This window comes from Streptomyces sp. NPDC059875 (genome assembly GCF_042731085.1).
Classification (GTDB): domain Bacteria; phylum Actinomycetota; class Actinomycetes; order Streptomycetales; family Streptomycetaceae; genus Streptomyces.
In genome coordinates this window covers 1-18,755 of record NZ_JBHWJZ010000057.1, presented here as the reverse complement: position 1 = coordinate 18,755, position 18,755 = coordinate 1, and the positions used below count along the sequence as shown (strand labels likewise).

General features: G+C 71.4%; 18 protein-coding genes and 1 pseudogene. 9 read left to right on the top strand and 10 right to left on the bottom strand.

The annotated features are described in order from the left end of the window. Positions 1 to 3: 3 nt before the first annotated feature. Both ACFV9D_RS37070 and ACFV9D_RS37065 read right to left on the bottom strand, forming a co-directional pair. The gene (locus tag ACFV9D_RS37070; protein WP_385156848.1) at positions 4 to 834 is read right to left on the bottom strand and encodes an alpha/beta fold hydrolase; all 831 of its coding nucleotides are present in this window, start codon (positions 832 to 834) and stop codon (positions 4 to 6) included. 52 nt (positions 835 to 886) lie between these two features. Next, the gene (locus ACFV9D_RS37065) at positions 887 to 1,750 is read right to left on the bottom strand and encodes a phosphotransferase enzyme family protein (RefSeq protein WP_385156845.1); all 864 of its coding nucleotides are present in this window, start codon (positions 1,748 to 1,750) and stop codon (positions 887 to 889) included. Between the two features lie 162 nt (positions 1,751 to 1,912). On the opposite strand from ACFV9D_RS37065, the gene ACFV9D_RS37060 reads away from it, so the two are divergent. Genes ACFV9D_RS37060 through ACFV9D_RS37045 form a run of 4 tightly spaced genes read left to right on the top strand, consistent with a single transcriptional unit; the run spans position 1,913 to position 7,192 of the window. Next, positions 1,913 to 2,842, top strand: coding sequence for a carbohydrate ABC transporter permease (locus ACFV9D_RS37060; RefSeq protein WP_385156874.1), 930 nt, complete (start codon positions 1,913 to 1,915; stop codon positions 2,840 to 2,842). Next, a complete protein-coding gene (locus tag ACFV9D_RS37055) occupies positions 2,839 to 3,681 on the top strand; it encodes a carbohydrate ABC transporter permease (protein WP_385156842.1) in 843 nt (280 codons plus the stop codon). Before ACFV9D_RS37060 ends, ACFV9D_RS37055 begins: the two co-directional genes overlap by 4 nt. Continuing rightward, entirely contained in the window at positions 3,681 to 4,976 is a 1,296-nt protein-coding gene (locus tag ACFV9D_RS37050) for an ABC transporter substrate-binding protein (protein WP_385156839.1), read from the top strand. The genes ACFV9D_RS37055 and ACFV9D_RS37050 overlap by 1 nt, the downstream gene beginning before the upstream one ends. A gap of 59 nt (positions 4,977 to 5,035) precedes the next feature. Beyond that, entirely contained in the window at positions 5,036 to 7,192 is a 2,157-nt protein-coding gene (locus ACFV9D_RS37045) for a BTAD domain-containing putative transcriptional regulator (RefSeq protein ID WP_385156836.1), read from the top strand. Here ACFV9D_RS37045 and ACFV9D_RS37040 read toward each other — a convergent pair. Further along, positions 7,113 to 7,733: a peroxiredoxin-like family protein gene (locus tag ACFV9D_RS37040; protein ID WP_385156833.1), complete on the bottom strand. Its 621-nt coding sequence runs from the start codon at positions 7,731 to 7,733 to the stop codon at positions 7,113 to 7,115. The two genes, ACFV9D_RS37045 and ACFV9D_RS37040, sit on opposite strands and share 80 nt — an antisense overlap. Positions 7,734 to 7,897: 164 nt before the next feature. On the opposite strand from ACFV9D_RS37040, the gene mgt reads away from it, so the two are divergent. The 3 genes from mgt to ACFV9D_RS37025 all read left to right on the top strand — a co-directional run bounded on the left by mgt (position 7,898) and on the right by ACFV9D_RS37025 (position 11,146). Then, positions 7,898 to 9,094: a macrolide-inactivating glycosyltransferase gene (gene mgt / locus ACFV9D_RS37035; protein WP_385156830.1), complete on the top strand. Its 1,197-nt coding sequence runs from the start codon at positions 7,898 to 7,900 to the stop codon at positions 9,092 to 9,094. Between the two features lie 221 nt (positions 9,095 to 9,315). Then, a complete protein-coding gene (locus ACFV9D_RS37030; RefSeq protein WP_385156827.1) occupies positions 9,316 to 10,518 on the top strand; it encodes a S8 family serine peptidase in 1,203 nt (400 codons plus the stop codon). A gap of 73 nt (positions 10,519 to 10,591) precedes the next feature. Next, positions 10,592 to 11,146 (top strand): DUF1697 domain-containing protein, encoded by a 555-nt coding sequence (locus ACFV9D_RS37025; RefSeq protein ID WP_385156823.1) that lies wholly within the window; start codon positions 10,592 to 10,594, stop codon positions 11,144 to 11,146. On the opposite strand, the gene ACFV9D_RS37020 is transcribed toward ACFV9D_RS37025, so the two are convergent. Continuing rightward, positions 11,143 to 12,000 (bottom strand): aldo/keto reductase, encoded by an 858-nt coding sequence (locus tag ACFV9D_RS37020; protein WP_385156820.1) that lies wholly within the window; start codon positions 11,998 to 12,000, stop codon positions 11,143 to 11,145. The genes ACFV9D_RS37025 and ACFV9D_RS37020 overlap by 4 nt on opposite strands. Before the next feature lie 103 nt (positions 12,001 to 12,103). On the opposite strand from ACFV9D_RS37020, the gene ACFV9D_RS37015 reads away from it, so the two are divergent. Then, the gene (locus tag ACFV9D_RS37015) at positions 12,104 to 12,727 is read left to right on the top strand and encodes a DsbA family protein (RefSeq protein WP_385156817.1); all 624 of its coding nucleotides are present in this window, start codon (positions 12,104 to 12,106) and stop codon (positions 12,725 to 12,727) included. A gap of 58 nt (positions 12,728 to 12,785) precedes the next feature. Next, entirely contained in the window at positions 12,786 to 13,358 is a 573-nt protein-coding gene (locus ACFV9D_RS37010; RefSeq protein ID WP_385156814.1) for a TIGR03086 family metal-binding protein, read from the top strand. Here ACFV9D_RS37010 and ACFV9D_RS37005 read toward each other — a convergent pair. The 6 genes and pseudogenes from ACFV9D_RS37005 to ACFV9D_RS36980 form a co-directional block, all read right to left on the bottom strand. Beyond that, entirely contained in the window at positions 13,355 to 14,104 is a 750-nt protein-coding gene (locus tag ACFV9D_RS37005; RefSeq protein WP_385156811.1) for a sirohydrochlorin chelatase, read from the bottom strand. The two genes, ACFV9D_RS37010 and ACFV9D_RS37005, sit on opposite strands and share 4 nt — an antisense overlap. Before the next feature lie 8 nt (positions 14,105 to 14,112). Next, the gene (locus tag ACFV9D_RS37000; RefSeq protein ID WP_385156808.1) at positions 14,113 to 15,006 is read right to left on the bottom strand and encodes an ABC transporter permease; all 894 of its coding nucleotides are present in this window, start codon (positions 15,004 to 15,006) and stop codon (positions 14,113 to 14,115) included. Further along, complete coding sequence (locus ACFV9D_RS36995; RefSeq protein ID WP_385156806.1) at positions 14,993 to 15,787, bottom strand: ABC transporter ATP-binding protein; 795 nt, start codon at positions 15,785 to 15,787, stop codon at positions 14,993 to 14,995. Before ACFV9D_RS36995 ends, ACFV9D_RS37000 begins: the two co-directional genes overlap by 14 nt. Positions 15,788 to 15,821: 34 nt before the next feature. Continuing rightward, positions 15,822 to 16,928, bottom strand: coding sequence for an aliphatic sulfonate ABC transporter substrate-binding protein (locus ACFV9D_RS36990; RefSeq protein ID WP_385156803.1), 1,107 nt, complete (start codon positions 16,926 to 16,928; stop codon positions 15,822 to 15,824). A gap of 202 nt (positions 16,929 to 17,130) precedes the next feature. Beyond that, positions 17,131 to 18,477 (bottom strand): sulfate adenylyltransferase subunit 1, encoded by a 1,347-nt coding sequence (locus ACFV9D_RS36985; protein WP_385156800.1) that lies wholly within the window; start codon positions 18,475 to 18,477, stop codon positions 17,131 to 17,133. Between the two features lie 2 nt (positions 18,478 to 18,479). Beyond that, positions 18,480 to 18,755, bottom strand: a pseudogene (locus ACFV9D_RS36980) (sulfate adenylyltransferase small subunit); the annotation flags it as partial.

The following is an 18,755-nucleotide window of genomic DNA, read 5'->3' as shown; positions in this document are numbered from 1 at the left end:
CGGTCAGCCGATCGGATTCTCCGCCAGGAAGTCCAGGAGCAGGGTGTTGATCCTCTCCGGCTCGTCCAGCTGGAGCCAGTGGCCGGCGTTCTCGACGCGCTCGTAGCGCCAGGTGCCGTCCACGTGCTTGCCGGTGCCGGTCATGGACTGCTCGGTCAGGAAGCGGTCGCCGGTGGACCAGACACCCATGACGGGGCCCGGCAGCGGCGGGAGGGGCAGGGCGGGGCCGAACTGCACCTCGGGGGTGAGCCCCGCCCGGTAGATGTTCAGCGCGGCCGTGAGCGCGCCCGGCGCCCGCAGCGGCTCGACGATCGCGTCCGCGTCGGGGTGCTCGCCCAGCATCTCCCGGAGGTTGGCGAAGTCGTCGCGCGCGAGCCAGTCCTCGGCGAGCCCCGGGAACTGGAACAGGATCATGTACCAGGACCGCTGCTTCTGCTCGAAGCCCGCGTCGCGGATGGACGCCAGGTGGCCCACCGAGAGGATGCTCAGGCTCGCCACCCGATCGGGCGCGACCTGGGCGAGACCCTGCACGATGCCCGAGCCCCAGTCGTGCCCGACGAGATGGGCCCGGTCGACGTCCAGCCGGGCGAGGAGTTCGAGCAGATCGCCGACGTGCTTGGCCGGATGGTAGGCCTCCACGCCGCCCTCCGGCCGGCCCGAGGCGCCGAAGCCGCGCAGGGTCGGAGCGACGCACCTGTACCCGGCGGCGGTCAGCGCCGGGATCTGGTGGCGCCACAGATGGTGGCTGTCGGGAAAGCCGTGCACCAGCAGGACGGCAGGACCTTCGCCGCTCACCTCGACGTCGAGCGTCACCTCGGACAGTTCCACACGCATCACAACACCCCGATCGTGAGTGGGAATTCGCGAGTCGACCCCCGCCATGATGTCAGAAGGGGTACCACCGCACCTCGGGGTCACCCTCCCGCAGCGAGGCCACCCGCCGCTCGAATTCGGCCAGTGCCTTGGGGTTCGTGGGCGCGTGCTGGGCCACCCACGCGCAGCTCGCGGTCTCCCGCGCCCCGCGCAGCACCGCGCACCCGTCCCACTCCCGTACGTCCCAGCCGTACGCCTCGGTGAACGCGTCGTACGCGGCCGGATCGAGTCCGTACCGGTCCCGGGAGAGCGCGAGCACCACCAGGTCGTGCTCGCGCAGATCGGAGGAGAAGGTCTCCAGGTCGACCAGGACCGGTCCGTCGGGCCCGACATGGACGTTGCGGGGCAGGGCGTCGCCGTGGATCGGACCGGGGGCCAGATGCGGGGTGAGCGCGGCCGCCTCCGGCGCGAAGGAGTCCCGCCGCTCGCGCAGGAAGGCCGCGTCGGCCGGGTCGATCGCGTCGCCGGCGAGGCGCAGCCACCGCTCGACCCCGCCGAGCAGGTCCCGGGGCGGCAGCGTGAGGTCGCCGGGGTCCGGCAGGGCGTGGATGCGCCGCAGCAGCGGCGCCAGATCGCGCGGCTCGGCCGGTCGTACGGCCTCGGGGAGCCGGTGCCAGAGGGTGACCGGGTGACCTTCCACCAGACGCGGCTTGGGCTCCGCGGCCCGTACCGCCGGGATGTCGGCCTCCGCGAGCCAGCCCGCGAGCGCCAGCTCCCGCTCGGCCCGGGGGAGCAGCTCGGCGTCCCTGCCGATCTTGACCACGAGATCGGCCACGGCGAAGACCGCGTTCTCGCCGAGCGCGAGGAGGGACGCCTCCGGCTCACGGTCCGGCAGCCCCGCGGCGGCCAGGATCTCCCGTGCCCGTGCCTCGTCCATGTGTGTCTCTCCGTCTCTCCCGCCCGCGTGTGCGAATCAGCCAAAGTCTTGCATTCACGCAGGTGGCCTTGACGAACCGACGGGCCGTCAGGACCATGACGGAGGCCGGTGCGACGTGGCAAAAGGCGCGTAAGGGGTCAAATCTGTGAGCGTGCTGTGAGTGTGGCGACCGCGACGAAGCGGTCCGGCGGACCGAGGACCGCCGGCGGGAGACCCGGTCACGGGCGGGACCACGGCGCCTGGTTCCTGGTGCTGCCCGCGCTGATCCCCATCCTGATCCTCAGCGTCGGCCCGCTGCTCTACGGCATCGCGCTCGCCTTCACCGACGCCCAGTCCGGCCGCACCCAGCCCACCCAATGGGTGGGCACGCTCAACTTCCAGGACCTGCTGCACGACTCGCTGTTCTGGGACTCGTTCCGGATCGGCCTGCTCTGGGCCGTCGGCGTCACCGTCCCTCAGTTCCTGCTCGCCCTCGGCCTCGCGCTCCTGCTCAACCAGAACCTGCGCTTCCGCTGGCTGGCCCGGGCGCTCGCGATCATCCCCTGGGCCATGCCCGAGGTCGTCGTCGGCATCATGTGGCGACTCGTCTACAACCCGGACGCGGGCATCCTCAACGAGACCATTCGCGACCTCGGCCTCGGCGACGGGCGGGACTGGCTCACCGGCCTCGCCACCGCCCTGCCGGCCGTGATCGTCGTCGGCATCTGGGCCGGGATGCCGCAGACCACGGTCGCCCTGCTCGCCGGACTGCAGAACACCCCGCACGAACTCCACGAGGCCGCCGCCCTCGACGGCGCCGGCGCCTGGCGCCGCTTCCGCACCGTCACCTGGCCCGCGCTGAAGCCGGTCGCCCTCGCCATCACCGCACTCAACTTCATCTGGAACTTCAACTCCTTCGCCCTGGTCTACGTCCTGACCAGCGGCGGACCCGGCGGCCGCACCCGGCTCCCCATGCTCTTCGCCTACGAAGAGGCCTTCCGCTACGGGCAGTTCGGCTACGCCGCCGCGATGGGCTGCGTCATGGTCGCCGTCATCTCCGTGCTCCTCGCCCTCTATCTCGTCGGACGGCTGAAGGGGGACCAGGACCGGTGAGCACGCTCCGCACCAGCAGGCCCGCGCGGTTCGGCCAGTACCTCGCGCTCCTCGCCTATCTGGTCTTCCTCGCCTTTCCGTTCCTCTGGCTGATCTCCACCGCCTTCAAACCCGCGACCGAACTGGGCTCGCTGCACCCGACCTGGATCCCCAAGGACCCGACCCTCGCCAACTTCCGGCAGGCGTTCGACGAACAGCCGCTGCTCCAGGCCGCGGCCAACAGCCTGATCGCCGCCCTCGCCGCGGCCCTCATCGCCGTCGTGATCGCCACGCCCATGGCCTATGTGATGGCCCGGCACCGCAGCCGGCTCTCCACGGCCGCCACCGGCTGGGTCGTGATCAGCCAGGCCTTCCCGTTCGTGCTCGTGATCATCCCGCTCTTCCTCGTCCTGAAGAACCTGCACCTGATCAACAGCCTCTTCGGCCTGGTCATGGTGTACGTCGTCTGGTCGCTGCCGTTCGCGCTCTGGATGCTGGTCGGATACGTACGGGCCGTCCCGGCCGAGCTGGAGGAGGCCGCGGCCGTCGACGGCGCCGGGAAGCTCCGTACGCTCGTCTCGGTCACCGCCCCGCTGCTCGCCCCCGGCATCGTCGCCACCGCGCTCTTCGCCTTCATCACCGCATGGAACGAGTTCTTCTTCGCGCTCGTCCTGCTCAAGACCCCGGAGAAGCAGACCTTGCCGGTCGTCCTCACCCACTTCCTCGGCGCGGAGGGCGTCGCCGACCTCGGACCGCTGGCAGCGGCCGCGTTCCTCGCCACGATCCCCTCGCTCGTCATCTTCGCGATCATCCAGAAGCGGATCACGGGCGGGATGCTGGCCGGGGCGGTGAAGTCCTGATGCGCGTACGGGTGTTCACGGCGGCCGCCGCCGCACTGGCGCTGCTCCTCACCGGATGCTCCGCGGGTGACGACTCCGACGGCGGCCCGATCCGGCTCCGCTTCCAGTCGCTCGCCTGGCAGAAGGAGTCGGTCGACGCCAACAAGGAACTCGTGGCGGAGTGGAACGCCGCCCACCCCGACATCCAGGTCGACTACGTCCAGGGCAGCTGGGACTCCGTCCACGACCAACTCCTCACCTCCTTCGAGGGCGGCGAGGCGCCCGACATCATCCACGACGCCTCCGACGACCTGGCCGACTTCGCCTACGGCGGCTACCTCGCCGACCTCCGTACCCTCCTGCCCGAGCGGCTCAAGGCCGACATCCCGGCGCGCAGTTGGGAGACCACGACCTTCGGCGGCGGGATCCACGGCGTTCCCTTCCTCCAGGAACCCCGCATGATCATGGCGAACAAGCAGATCCTGGAGTCCTCCGGCGTGCGGATCCCGACCCCGGAGAAGCCCTGGAGCTGGGAGGAGTTCCGGCGGATCACCAAGGACCTGACGGCCACGATGGGCAAGGGGCGGTATGCGGTCGCCTGGCCGCTCAAGGAACCGGTCTCGGTCAGCCTCAACCTGGGGCTCTCGGCCGGCGGTCAGCTCTTCCACCGGGAACCCGACGGACAGGTGACCATCCGCTTCACCGAGGACGACGGGATCGTCCCCGGCACCATCCACGATCAGGTGAACACCGACCTCAGCGCCTCGCGATCCACCCTGGGAACCGGCGGCTCCGACGCCCTGCCGGGCTTCTTCGGCGGCAAGTACGCCATGGTCCCGCTCGGCTTCTCCTACCGGCAGCAGATCACCCAGCAGGCGCCCGAGGGCTTCGAGTGGATCGTGCTGCCCGCGCCCGCCGGGAAGGACGGGCTCGCGCAGGGCGTCAGCCCGCAGACGCTCTCGATCGCCGAGGACAGCCCGTACAAGAAGGAGGCGGCGGGGTTCCTCGACTTCTTCCTCCAGCCGGCCAACATGGTCCGCCTGGCGCGTGGCGACTGGATGCTGCCGACCGGTACGGCCGCGCTCGCCGACCCGTCCCTGCACACCGCGAAGGACGGCTGGGCGACCGGAGCCGCCGTGGCCGCACATCTGCGCTCCGCGCCGGCCCAGTCGGTGCGCGGCTATCCGGAGTGGAAGGACAAGGTGGCCACGCCGGCCTACCAGGAGTTCTACAGCGGAGCGATCGACATCGAGGAGCTGCGGAAACGCCTGGTGGAGGACGGCAACCTGGTCCTCGCCCGCTACCAGCGGCGCTGAGCCGCACCGAGCACTGCCGAGCCGCGCGAGGACCGGCCCGGAGGACTAGATTTGCAGGTATGAGCGGGCCGCAGGCGTTGCGCATCCACCTGCTCGGCGGCTTCCGGGCCGAGGTGGGCGGCCGCGAGATCGCCGACGAGCGGTGGCGGCTGCGCAAGGCGAAGGCGCTCGTCGCCCTGCTCGCCCTCGCACCCGGCCATCGCCTCCACCGCGAACAGCTCCTCGACGCCCTGTGGCCCGAGCTGTCCCCCGCCGCCGGAGCCAACCAGCTGCGCAAGGCCCTCCACGAGGCGCGCCGGGTCCTCGACCCCGACCCCGTCGCCACCTACACGTACCTCGTCTCCGCCGAGGAGCTGCTGCGCCTCGCCCCGGCGCTCACCGAGGTCGACGTGGACGCCTTCGAAGCGGCCGCCCTCGCCGCGCGACAGGAGAAGGACCCCGGCGCCTACGAGGCGGCGATCGAGCGGTACGGCGGCGAGCTGCTGCCCGAGTTCCGCTACGAGGACTGGGTGGCGGACCGGCGCGAGGCCGTGCGCGCCGAGCACCTCGCCCTCCTCGTCGGCCACGCCCGGCTGCTCGAGGCCCGGGCGGACCTGGACGGGGCCGCCGTCGCGCTGCACACCGTCCTGGCCGAGGACGCGATCAACGAGGGCGCGGCCTCCGCGCTGATGCGTGTCCACGCGCTGGCCGGGCGGCGCCACGACGCCCTCGCGGTCTACGGGCGGCTGCGCGGCGCCCTCGCCGACGAGGTGGAGGCCGTGCCCGACGTCCGCACGCAGCAGCTCTTCGAGCGGATCAGGGCCGGGCTCGCCGGTGAGCCCGCGGGGCTCACCGGCGAGCTGTGGGAACAGGTCGGGGACCTGCGGATGCTCTCCGGGGACGCGGCGGGCGCCGCGGCGGCCTTCGGCACGGCCGCCCGGCTGCCGGGCGAGGACGAGGTGGTGCCCGCCCGACGGCACCGCAAGGCCGCCGCCGCCCATCTCGCGGGACACCACCCGGCCGACGCGGAGCCCCATCTGCGGGCCGCCGAGACCGTCGCCGGGCACATCGGGGACGAGGCCGAGGCGGGCAGGATCGCCGGGACGCGCGCCACCTGGCTGTACGAGACGGGGGACATGGAGGGTGCACAGGACCGTGCGGAGGCGAGCCTCAAGGCCGCCGAACGGTTCGGCACCGGCGCGGACGTGGCCGCCGCGAGCGAGACCCTCGCCATCGTCTGCCACTACCGGGGCGCCTGGCGGGAAGGGCTCCAGCTGGAGATCGAGCGGTTCGGCGCGACGGCCGACACCGACGCCCAGCTGGCGCGGATCTTCGACATCCACTGCTGCATCGGCGAGTACCACCTGTACGGCGACGGGCTGTTCGAGAGCGTGGAGAGCTACGCCCGCGACACGCTCGACCTCGCCGTCGCCAGGGGAGCCCGCCGCGCGGAGGCGTTCGCCTGGTGCCTCCTCGGTGAGGCGCTGTTGCTCCAGGGCCGCTGGGACGAGGCCCCCGGCTGCCTGGAACGCAGTGTGGACCTGCACGCCTCGCTCGACAGCAGATCCGGGGTGCTGCCCTGGCAACGGCTCGGCGAACTCGCCGCCGGGCGGGGCGACAGCGCCGCTGTCGCCGGCTGCCTGAAGCGGGGGATGGCGCTCGCCGCGGCCGGGACGATGGCCCCGCACGCCTGGGGACGGCTGTACGCGACGGCCGCGTTCGACGCGCTGGAGCGCGGTGCCCCGGACGAGGCGCTGCGGTCGGTGCACGCGGCGGCCGTGGCGTGCGAGCGGGACGGGAACTGTCCGAGCTGTTCGGCCCTGCTCAATCCGGTGGCCGCCGAGGCGTTCGCGGCGCTCGGCGACCGCGAGGGCGCCGCGGGCCGGGCCGAGGCGGCGGCCGGCGTCGCCGAGATGTTCCGCAGCTCGGCCTGGAGCGCGATGGCCGAGACCGCGCGGGGCGCCCATGCGGCGGCGCGGGAGGAACCGGACGTCGCGCGGACACACTTCCTGGCGGCCGCCCGGCTCTACGAGCGGGCCGGGCAGCCGTTCTGGTCGGCCCGTTCGAAGGTTCAGGCGGCCTCGGCCTCCCTGGACACCCGAACGGGTACGGGTACGGGTACGGGTGCGGACGCGGATCTGCTCGCCGAGGCGGCGGTCACCTTCGACCGCCTGGGCGCTGCTCGGCCACTGGCGGCGGTGCGGGCGCTGTCGTCGGAGCGGGCCCTGTCGACGTAGCGGCAGCGAGTACGGCGTCGACCGAGAGGGTGTCGGCGTAGTGGGCCCCGTAGTGCGCCATGCGGACCACCCCGTCGGGGCCGATGAGGAAGTCCGCCGGATGCCCCCGGATGCCGCCCTCGTGGCCGAAGGGCAGCATGCCCAGATAACCGGCCCCCATCGCACGCATGTTGTCGCCCATGACCTTGCCGTGGAACATGCCGCTCAGGGACTCCTCCACCCCGTACGCGCGGAACAGCCGCTTCTCCGGATCGGCGAGCACGTCGAACGGGATCTCGGCGCCGTTGAGGAGCTGCGAGCGCAGCGCCTCCACGGGGGAGTGGAAGACGGCGAGCGCGGTCAGGCCCGCGGCCCGTACCTCGTCCGCCCTACGCACCCACTCCCGTACGTGCAGATTGCACAGCGGGCAGTTGGCGAAGCGGTAGAACTTCAGGATCACGGTCTGCCCCGGCCGTCCGACCGGGGACAGGACCTCCCCGCCCAGCGTGGCGCAGCCCAGATCGGGGGCCCGGTCGCCCACCGTGAGTCGCGTGGTGGTCATCGCGACCTCCTCGGTCCCGCGCCTCGCCGGCCGGAGGTCCGGCCGGGTCCACGGCGCTCATGTCCCGGAGTCTCGTCGGCCGGCGTTCCCTGGGCGTTCCCCAAGAAGGGCCCCGACTGTCGAACCAACTGGACGAGACGTCTCGTCTCGCTTACTGTGGAGGCATGACCGCCACCCCGCGCCCCGCGCACATCGCCATGTTCTCCATCGCCGCCCACGGCCATGTGAACCCGAGCCTCGAAGTGATCCGCGAGCTCGTCGCCCGCGGACACCGCGTCAGTTACGCCATCCCCGCCTCCTTCGCCGAGAAGGTCGCCGCCACCGGCGCCACCCCCGTCGTCTACGAGTCGACCCTCCCCACCGACGACGACCCGGACGGCTGGGGCACCGAACTCATCGACAACATCGAACCGTTCCTCACCGACGCCGTGCACGTGCTCCCGCAGCTCGCCGAGGCGTTCGACGGCGACCGGCCCGACCTCGTCCTCCATGACATCACCGCCTACCCCGCCCCGGTCCTGGCACACCGGTGGGGTGTCCCCGTCGTGGGACTCTGGCCGAATCTCGTTCCCTGGGAGGGGTACGAGGAAGAGGTCGCCGAGCCCATGTTCGCCGAGCTCAAGGCCTCCGAGCGGGGCAAGGCGTACTACGCCCGCTTCGCGAACTGGCTGGCCGAGCACGGTGTCGACACGCACCCCGACCGGCTCATCTCCAGCCCCCGCCGGGCGATCGTGCTCATCCCCAAGGCGCTCCAGCCGAACGCCGACCGGGTCGACGAGTCCGTCTTCACCTTCGTCGGCGCCTGCCAGGGCGAGCGGGCGGACCAGGGGGAGTGGCGGCGGCCGGCGGGCGCGGAGAAGGTGCTCCTGGTCTCCCTGGGCTCGGCCTTCACCAAGAAGCCCGACTTCTACCGGGCCTGCGTCGCTGCCTTCGGGAACCTTCCCGGCTGGCATGTCGTGCTCCAGATCGGCGCGTTCGTCGACCCGTCGGAGCTGGGTGGGATCCCGGCCAACATCGAGGTGCGCTCCTGGGTCCCCCAGCTCGCGATCCTGAAGCAGGCCGACGCCTTCATCACCCACGCCGGCGCCGGCGGCAGCCAGGAGGGGCTCGCCACCGCGACGCCGATGGTCGCGGTCCCGCAGGCCGTCGACCAGTTCGGCAACGCGGACATGCTCCAGTCCCTGGGCGTGGCCCGGCACCTTCCGATGGAGGAGGCGACCGCCGAGAGCCTGCGCGAAGCCGTGCTCGCCCTCGTCGACGACCCCGAAGTGGCCCTCCGCGCCAAGGAGATCCAGGAGCGGATGGCGAACGAGGGTGGAACGCGCCGGGCGGCGGATCTGATCGAGTCCCAACTGCCGTAATGCGACGTACCTAAGGCCCCCGGGGACCCCAGGGGCCTTACTCATGCGCCGAGTTGGGTGGGATGACTGATTTGTTATTACGAAGGCTTGTTGCTTAAGTCACAGCTGCATGAAGGTCTTGATTTGCACTCGTCAATGAGCAAGGGTTTCGAGGCAGCCGCCGGAGAGTTTCCTTCCGGTGGCTCAACCCCCCACAAATCCTGACGAGGAGAGCCCTCTTCATGGCAATACACAAGCGTGTCCGCAGGACGAAGCTCATCGCCGTCTCGACCGCGATCGCGGCCGCGGCCGGAGTCACCGTCCTCACGAGCCCGTTCGCCGGCGCGGCCCCCACGCCCGCCCTCGGAACGGTCCACGGACTCGGCGTCGAAGGCGCCGTCGAAGGCAGCTTCGTCGTCCTCCTGGACGAGAAGGCGAACAAGGGCGAGCTCGCGAAGGAGTACGGCGGCACCCTGCGCCGCAGCTACGACTCCGCCGTCAACGGCTTCTCGGTCAACGGCCTTTCGGAGACCGAGGCCAAGCGCCTCGCCGCCGACCCGGCCGTCGCCAAGGTCGTCCAGAACAAGAAGTTCTCCATCAACGCCACCCAGACCGACCCGCCGTCCTGGGGTCTGGACCGGGTCGACCAGGCCGAGACCGCCGGGGACAAGAAGTACACCTACCCCGACAACGCCGGCGAGGGCGTCACCGCGTACGTCATCGACACCGGAGTCCGCGTCAGCCACGAGGACTTCGGCGGCCGCGCCACCGACGGCTTCGACGCCGTCGACAACGACGAAACGGCCCAGGACGGCAACGGCCACGGCACCCACGTCGCCGGCACCATCGCCGGCACCGCCCACGGTGTCGCCAAGAAGGCCAAGATCGTCGCCGTCCGCGTCCTGGACGACAACGGCTCCGGCACCACCGAGCAGGTCGTCGCCGGCATCGACTGGGTCACCAAGAACCACCAGGGCCCGTCCGTCGCCAACATGAGCCTCGGCGGAGGCGCCGACCCCGCCCTCGACGAGGCCGTCAAGAAGGCCATCGCCTCCGGCGTCACCTTCGGCGTCGCCGCCGGCAACGAGTCCTCCGACGCGGGCCAGGGCTCCCCCTCCCGCGTCCAGGAGGCGATCACCGTCGCCTCCTCGACCGAGGACGACCAGCAGTCCAGCTTCTCCAACTTCGGCTCCGTGGTGGACCTCTACGCTCCCGGCTCGGAGATCACCTCGGCCTGGAACGACAGCGACACCGGTACGAAGACCATCTCGGGTACGTCGATGGCGACCCCGCACGTGGTCGGCGCCGCCGCCGTCTACCTCGCGGCGCACCAGGACGCCACCCCGGACCAGGTCGCCGAGGCCCTGGTGGCGGGAGCGACCCCCGACAAGATCTCCAACCCCTCCGAGGGCACGGCCAACAAGCTGCTCAAGATCGTCGAGTAGCGGCCCCGCCTCCCTGACCGGCGGCCGCCGTGCCCTCCCCCACGGGGCACGGCGGCCGCCTTAGGGTGTGACCATGTCGAAGACGTACGCCGCTCTGCTGCGCGGCATCAACGTGGGCGGACACCGCAAGGTGCCCATGGCGGAGCTCCGTTCCCTCCTCGAAGGCCTCGGTCACCACCACGTCCGGACCTATCTGCAGAGCGGGAACGCCGTCTTCACCACCGACGCCGACGACCTGAGCGAGGACGAGGTCACCGCCGGCCTCGAGGACGCCATCGAGAAGCACTTCGGCTTCCGCGTCGACTGCCTCGTCCGCGACGCGGAGTACCTCGCCGCCGTCGCCGACGCCTGCCCCTTCCCGGCCGCCGAGCTGGAGGGCAAGCAGGTCCACGTCACGTACTTCTCCGAGCCGGTCGGCCCGGAGCGGTTCGCCGCGCTGGACCAAGCCGCCTTCCTGCCCGAGGAGTTCCGGCTCGGCGACCGCGCGCTCTACCTCTACGCCCCCGAGGGTCTGGGCAGGTCCAAGCTCGGCGAGGCGCTCTCCCGGCCCGCCCTCTTCAAGGGGATCGTGGCCACCTCGCGCAACTGGAACACCGTGGTCAAGCTCGTGGAGATGACCAGGGACTAGGGGGCGGCGACGAGCGCGTCCAGGAGGGCGAGCTCGGAAGCGTCCAGCCGGAGCGCGGCGGCGTCCAGGTTCTCCTCCAGATGCGCGAGCGAGCCGGTGCCGGGCGTGGGCAGCAGCACGGGGGAGTGGTGCAGCAGCCAGGCCAGCGCGATCTGTCCCCGGCTCGCGCCGAGCCGCCCCGCAACCGCGTCCAGCGCGGTCGCCGCCTCACCCGTCAGCGCCCCGTTGGCCAGCGGGAACCACGGCAGGAACGCCAGATCGTGCGCCTCGCAGACCTTCAGCACCGCCGCCGACTCGCGGTCGAGCAGGTTGAAGCGGTTCTGCACCGAGACGATCGAGGACGTCAGCGTCAGCGCCCGCGTCAGCTGCTCCGCGGACACCGAGTCCAGGCCGACGTGCCGGATCTTCCCCTCCGCGCGCAGCTCGTCGAGCGCGCCGAGCTGCTCCGCCATCGGGACCCGGGGGTCCAGCCGATGCAACTGGTAGAGGTCGATCCGGTCCGTCCGCAGCCGCCGCAGGCTCGCCTCGCACATCGAGCGCAGCCGCTCCGGGCGCCCCTCGATGTGCCAGGCACTGTCGCTCGTCCGTACGACCCCGCCCTTGGTCGCGATCACCAGCCCGTCCCGGTAGGGGTGCAGCGCCTCCGCGACCAGCTCCTCGGCGACGCCGGGACCGTAGTTGTCGGCCGTGTCGATCAGCGTGACGCCCCGCTCCACGGCCCACCGCAGGACGGCGACCGCATCCGCCCGCTCACCGCGGGGCCCCCAGTAGCCCGGGCCGGTGAGCTGAGCCGTTCCGTAACCGAGCCGCCGTACGGGAAGATCGCCACCGAGCGAGTACGTGTCCGAGATCATGGATGGACGCTACAAGAGTCACCGGGATCCCCGGGAATTGGCCCAGTTGACGGAGTCGTGATTGGACCGCCACCGTCGGCCGACCGCTGGCTAGGCTCCAGCCATGACCACCGAGACGCAGCCCAGGACCGTCGTCGACTTCTACTTCGACCCCGCCTGCCCCTTCGCCTGGATCAGCTCCCGCTGGATGCTGGAGGTCGAACAGCACCGCGACATCGAGCTGCGCTTCCGGGTGATGAGCCTGTACTTCCACAACGTCGGCAACGAGCTGCCCGACTGGTACCGGGAACTCGTCGACAAGTCGATCGGACCGGTGCGGGTCGCGGCCGCGGCGGCGCAGAAGCACGGCGACGAGGTCCTGCGGCCGCTCTACACCGCGTACGGCACGCGCATCCACCAGGAGAAGCAGCAGGACTTCGACGTCGTGATCGCCGAATCCCTCGCGGAGCTCGGCCTCCCGGCCGAACTCGCCGAGGCCGCGCACGACGACACGTACGACGAGACCGTCCGCCGCAGCCACGACGCCGGCAAGGACCCGGAGGCGGACGGCTACGTCGGCACACCGACCATCCACGTCGACGGCACGGTCTGGTTCGGGCCGGTCCTGCGGGCCATCCCGCGCGGCCGGGAGGCGGCCGACCTCTTCGACAGCTTCCGGGTGCTCGCCGGCCACTCCGACCTCTTCGAACTCAAGCGGACCCGGACCGGCGGTCTCGACTTCAGCTGAAGACGCGCTGTCGCGATTCTTCAAGACCCGGGATCGCCCGCTTCGTAGCCTCGGCGGCATGAACGACATCCACACGCACCTCACCGTCTGCGCCGCCGAGGCCGCCCGCGTCGCCCGTGGCGTCACCGCCGACCAGCTCGCCCAGCCGTCCGTCTGCGCCGACTGGACGGTACGCGAGCTCGTCAACCACCTCGTCCTCTACTCCTCCCACGGCCTGGAGCACCGCGCCCTGCGCAAGCAGCTCCCCGAGGAGATCGTCCAGCGCGACTTCACGGCCGACGCCGACTGGGCGGAGCGGTACGCGGCCCAGCTCGACCGGGCGCTCGCGGCCTGGGAGAAGCCGGACGTCTGGGAGGGCGACGTGGACACCGGCTACGTGACCATGCCGGCGCATGTGATCGCCTCGCTGATCGTCAAGGAACTCACCCTGCACGGCTGGGACCTGGCCCGCTCCACCAGCCAGGACTTCACCGTCCCGGAGGCGACGGGCACGTTCGTACGCGCGGTCGTCGAGGAACACGCGGAGGTCTACCGCCAGTACGAGGGCTTCGCCGACCCGGTCGAGGTACCGGACAACGCCTCCGACTTCGCCCGCGCCCTCGCGACGAGCGGCCGCGACCCCAGGCCCTAGCCGGCGGCCCGCGCCGCGAGGTCCTCCGCCGGCAGCGCGCAGCGCTCCTCGTACCGCTCGATCAGCAGCCGGGCCAGCTCCGAGGAAGGGCCGAGGACGTCCGCCAGGACATCGGCCTCGGCCGCGCCCGCCGCGATGCGGTCCGGCAGCCGGCCGGGGGCGATGACGTACGGCGCCACCGCCACCCGCCGGACGCCGTCGGCGCGCAGCGCGCGGACCGCGTCCTCGGTCCGGGGAAGAGATGCGGAGGCGAACGCAGGCCGCACGGAGCACCAACCGGTGCGCCGCAGCTCCCGCGCCGTTTCTGCGATCGCTGCGATCGCCTCCGGGTCGGTGGAGCCCGCCGAGGCCAGGACGACCCCGGTCGAGTGCTTGTCGCCGGGGGCCAGGCCGGCCTCGTACAGCCGTCGCTCCACCGCCGCGACCAGCAGCGGCGAGGGGCCCAGCACCTCCGCCTGGCGGATCCGCAAGGCGGGAGGGGCCTGTCGCAGTACGGCGGGGATGTCGGCCTTCGCGTGGAAGGCACGGGTCAGCAGCAGCGGCAGCGCCACCACGTCCCGTACCCCCTCGGCCGCGAGCCGGTCGAGCACCCCCGGTACCGACGGCAGGTTGAAGTCCAGGAACGCCGTCTCCACGCGCAGCCCCGGCCGCAGCGCCCGGGCACGGCGCACCAGCGCGTGCACGGTCGCCGCGTGCCGCGGGTCGCGGCTGCCGTGGGCGACGACGAGAAGGACGGGGCGGTTCATGGCGTGCCTCAGCCCTTCGCCAGCAGGCCGCGGCGGCGCAGTACGGCGCGCTCCAGCGGGCTGAAGATCAGCAGGTCGATGGCGACACCGACGAGCAGGATCAGGATGATGGCGAGGAAGATCCCCGGCATGTCGAAGTTGTTGCGGCCGTTCTCCAGCAACTGGCCGAGGCCCAGGCCCAGATCGGGCGAGGAGGCGATGATCTCGGCGGCCATCAGCGAGCGCCAGGAGAACGCCCAGCCCTGCTTCAGACCCGCGAGATAGCCCGGCAGCGCGGCCGGCATCACGATGTGCCACGCGCCCTTGAGCCCGGTGGCCCCGAGCGTGCGCCCGGCCCGCAGGAAGAGCGGCGGGACCTGGTCGACACCGGCCACCAGGCCGTTGGCGATCGACGGCACGGCGCCCAGCAGGATCACCGCGTACATCATCGAGTCGTTGAGGCCGATCCACAGCACCGCCGGGGCGACCCAGGCCACGGACGGCAGCGACTGCAGACCCGCGAGGACCGGTCCGATGGCGGCCCGGACGAACTTCACCCGGGCGACCAGCAGACCCAGCGGCGTGCCGATCGCGAGCGCCATCAGGAAGCCGAGGAGCGCGCGCGACACGCTCGTCCAGAGGACCTCGAGGAGCGTGCCCTCCAGCCACATGGTGGTCACGCTGTCCCACACCGCGGACGGCGCCGGCAGCTTGGACTCGTCGGTGACCTCGGCCACCACCAGGAGCTGCCAGACCAAGAGGACCAGCAGCACGGCCACGACCGGCGGCAGCACCTTCTTGACCAGGACCTCCCGCACCGGCGTGCGGCGGACCTGCACCGCGTCCAGTGCGTCCAGGCCCGCCTCCAGACCGGCCAGGTCGTCGGCCTTGGAGGCCTTGGTGGTCGTCTCAGTGCTGGCCATGACGGCGGATCTCCCCACGCAGTTCTTCGGTGATCTCGACGGACAGCTCCGCCACGGCGGCGTCCTCGATACGGCGCGGCTGCGGGATGTCGATGGTCCACTCCCGGGCGATCCGCCCCGGCCGGGACGACAGCAGCACCACGCGCTCGGCGAGCCGCACCGCCTCGCGCACGTTGTGGGTGACGAACAGCACCGACAGCTTCGTCTCCCGCCAGATCCGGGTCAGCTCGTCGTGCAGCACGTCGCGGGTGATCGCGTCGAGCGCCGCGAACGGCTCGTCCATCAGCAGCAGATCGCTGTCCTGGGCGAGTGCCCGGGCGAGCGCCACGCGCTGGCGCATGCCGCCGGACAGCTCGTGCACCCGCTTGCCGTACGAGCCCGAGAGCCGCACCAGTTCGAGCAGGCGCTCCGCCTCCGGCCGGCGCTCGGCCTTCGGCACCCCGCGCAGCCGCAGGGCCAGTTCGATGTTCTTGCCCGCGGTGAGCCACGGGAACAGCGCGTGCTCCTGGAACATCAGGGACGGCCGGCCGCCGGGGGTCTCGATGGACCCCGCGGACGGCCGGTCGAGCCCGGCGACCAGGTTGAGCAGGGTGGACTTTCCGCACCCGGAGGCACCCAGGAGGGTGACGAACTCGCCCGGGGCGACATCGAGCGAGATGTCGTCGAGGACGAGCTGCCCGCCGTTGGGTCCGCCGAAGGACTTCGAGACGTGCTCGATACGGGCGGCGTGCGTCACCGCCGTACGGTCCTCGGCCTTGGCGAGCGTCGCGGTCGTGGCCATGGTCGTCACCTCCTGGGTCTGAGCGGTGGACTTGTTACTTGACGCCGAGACCGGCGTCGGCGACCTCGGGCTGCCCCGCGGCCTTCAGGACCTTGTTGAGCGACTTCAGGTCGTAGATGCCGCTCAGGTCGGGCTGCTTGAGGAGACCGGCCTTCACCGCGTGGTCCGCCTGGGCCTGGAGCGTGGCGGCCAGCGGGTCGTTGGTGAACTGGATCGACGGCCAGGCACCGTCGATGACCTTCGCGCCCAGCGGCTTGCCGGTGAGCTCCTTCAGCTTGGTGTTCGCCGACTCCTTGGCCTTGGCCTGGTTGGCGTTGATCCACTCGTTGGTCTTCACCGAGCCGCGCAGCACCGCCTCGACGACGTCCGGGTGCTCGGTGAGGAACTTCTGCGACACGATGATGTTCGTGATCACGAACTTCTTGTCGGGCCACAGCGTGGACTCGTCGAGCAGCACCTTCGCGCCCTCGCTGACCAGCTTGGACGCGGTCGGCTCCGGCACCCAGGCACCGTCGATCGAGCCCGACTTGTAGGCGTCCGGGGTCACCTTGTTGTCCGTACGGAGCACGGAGACGTCGCCCTTGCCGCTCTGGGCGTCGACCTTCCAGCCCTGCTCCGAGATCCAGTTGAGGAAGGCCACGTCCTGGGTGTTGCCGAGCTGCGGGGTCGCGATCCGCTTGCCCTTGATGTCGCCCAGGGTCTTGATCTTGGCCGGGTTCACGACCAGCTTCACCCCACCGGAGGCCGAACCGCCGATGATGCGCAGGTTCTTGCCCTTGGACTTGGTGTAGCCGTTGATCGCGGGGGAGGGGCCGATGAAGCCGATGTCGATCGAGTCGGCGTTGAGCGCCTCGATCTCGGAGGGGCCGGCGTTGAAGGTCGACACCTTCAGCTGCGTGCCGCCCAACTCCTTCTGGATGATGCCCTCTTGGTCGCCCACCAGGGCGGTGGCGTGCGTCAGGTTCGGGAAGTACCCGAGCCGGACCGTGTCGGCCGAGAGCTTCTTGCCCTCGGCGGCCACCTTCTTCTCGTCGTTCTTGGCCTCGGAGCCGTAGCCGCAGGAGGCGAGCGCGCCGATCAGCAGCGGCAGAGCCGCGGCGGCGGCGAGTGAGCGGCGCAGGGTGGTACGGGAGGCAGGCACGGAGGTGTTCCCCTCAGGGTTTTCGAAGTCTTCTTCGTCTGTGTCGTTCGGAGTGGAGCGGGTGGAGCGGAATCGCGCCGCGTACGCGGCGCAGCGGCGTCAGCACGCACATCGCGCGACACCTCCGCGGCCCGCGCCGAGGGCGCCGGAACCCACCCGGCCGCCCTCCTTGGCGAAGGTGCTGTAGACGTCGATGCTCATCTCAGAAGTCCCACCCTTCGTCTTCCGTGGTGTCCGCGACGGCCGCGGCCTTGGCACCGGCGAAGGCCTCGCCCGCCATGCCGGCCGCGAGCGTGGTGCCGTCCGCGGGGTCGATCAGCAGGAACGAGCCGGTACGGCGGGAGTCCGCGTACGCGTCGAGCGCGAGCGGCTCGGCGGTACGGACCTTGACCCGGCCGATGTCGTTGGCGACCAGCTGACCCGGCTCGGGGTGCTGGGAGAGGTCGTCCAGGGTCAGCCGGGACGGGATCTCCTTGACGATCGCCTTGACCGTGCGGGTGGTGTGCTTGAGCAGCACCCGCTGGCCGACGGTCAGCGGCTGGTCCGCCACGTGGCAGACGGTCGCCTCGACGTCCTGGCTGGTGGCCGGGGCGTCACCGCTCGGGGCGAGCAGGTCGCCGCGCGAGATGTCGATGTCGTCGGCCAGCCGGATCGTCACCGACTGCGGGGCCCAGGCGATGTCGACCGACTCGCCCAGCGCGTCGATCGCCGTGATCGTGGAGGTCCGGCCCGAGGGCAGGACGGTGATCTGCTCGCCGACCCGGAAGGCACCGGCGGCGATCTGACCGGCGTAGCCCCGGTAGTCGGGGTGCTCGGCGGTCTGCGGGCGGATCACGTACTGCACCGGGAAGCGTGCGTGGCAGGCCGTCAGGTCATGGCTGACCGGGACCGTCTCCAGGTGCTCGAGCACGGTCGGGCCGCCGTACCAGTCCATGTTGGCGGAGGGCTCCACCACGTTGTCGCCGGCCAGCGCCGAGATCGGGATCGCGGTGATCTCCGGGACGCCGAGTTCGGACGCGTACCCCGTGAACTCCTCGGCGATCGCGGCGAAGACGGGCTCGGCGTAGTCGACGAGGTCCATCTTGTTCACGGCCAGGACCACGTGCGGCACGCGCAGCAGCGCGGCGACGGCCGCGTGGCGGCGGGTCTGCTCGACGACGCCGTTGCGCGCGTCGACCAGGACCACGGCCAGCTCGGCGGTGGAGGCGCCGGTGACCATGTTCCGGGTGTACTGCACGTGCCCGGGGGTGTCGGCGAGGATGAACCGGCGGCGCGCGGTGGCGAAGTAGCGGTAGGCCACGTCGATGGTGATGCCCTGCTCGCGCTCGGCCCGCAGACCGTCGGTGAGGAGAGCCAGGTCGGGCGCCTCCTGACCGCGCTTGAGGGACGCGGCCTCGACGGCCTCCAGCTGGTCGGTGAGGACCGACTTGGAGTCGTGCAGGAGCCGGCCGACCAGGGTGGACTTGCCGTCGTCGACGGAGCCGGCGGTGGCGAAGCGCAGCAGGGTGGTGGCCGCCACGTCGGCGAACTGCTCGGTGGTGCTCGTCATGGCTAGAAGTACCCTTCGCGCTTGCGGTCTTCCATCGCGGCCTCGGACATCTTGTCGTCGGCGCGGGTCGCGCCCCGCTCGGTGAGACGGGAGGCGGCGATCTCGGCGATCACGGCGTCCAGCGTGGTGGCGTCGGAGTCGACGGCGCCCGTGCAGGACATGTCACCGACGGTGCGGTAGCGGATCAGCCGCGTCTCGACCGACTCGGACTCCTTCGGGCCGCCCCACTCGCCGGCCGTCAGCCACATGCCGTTGCGGGCGAACACCTCACGCTCGTG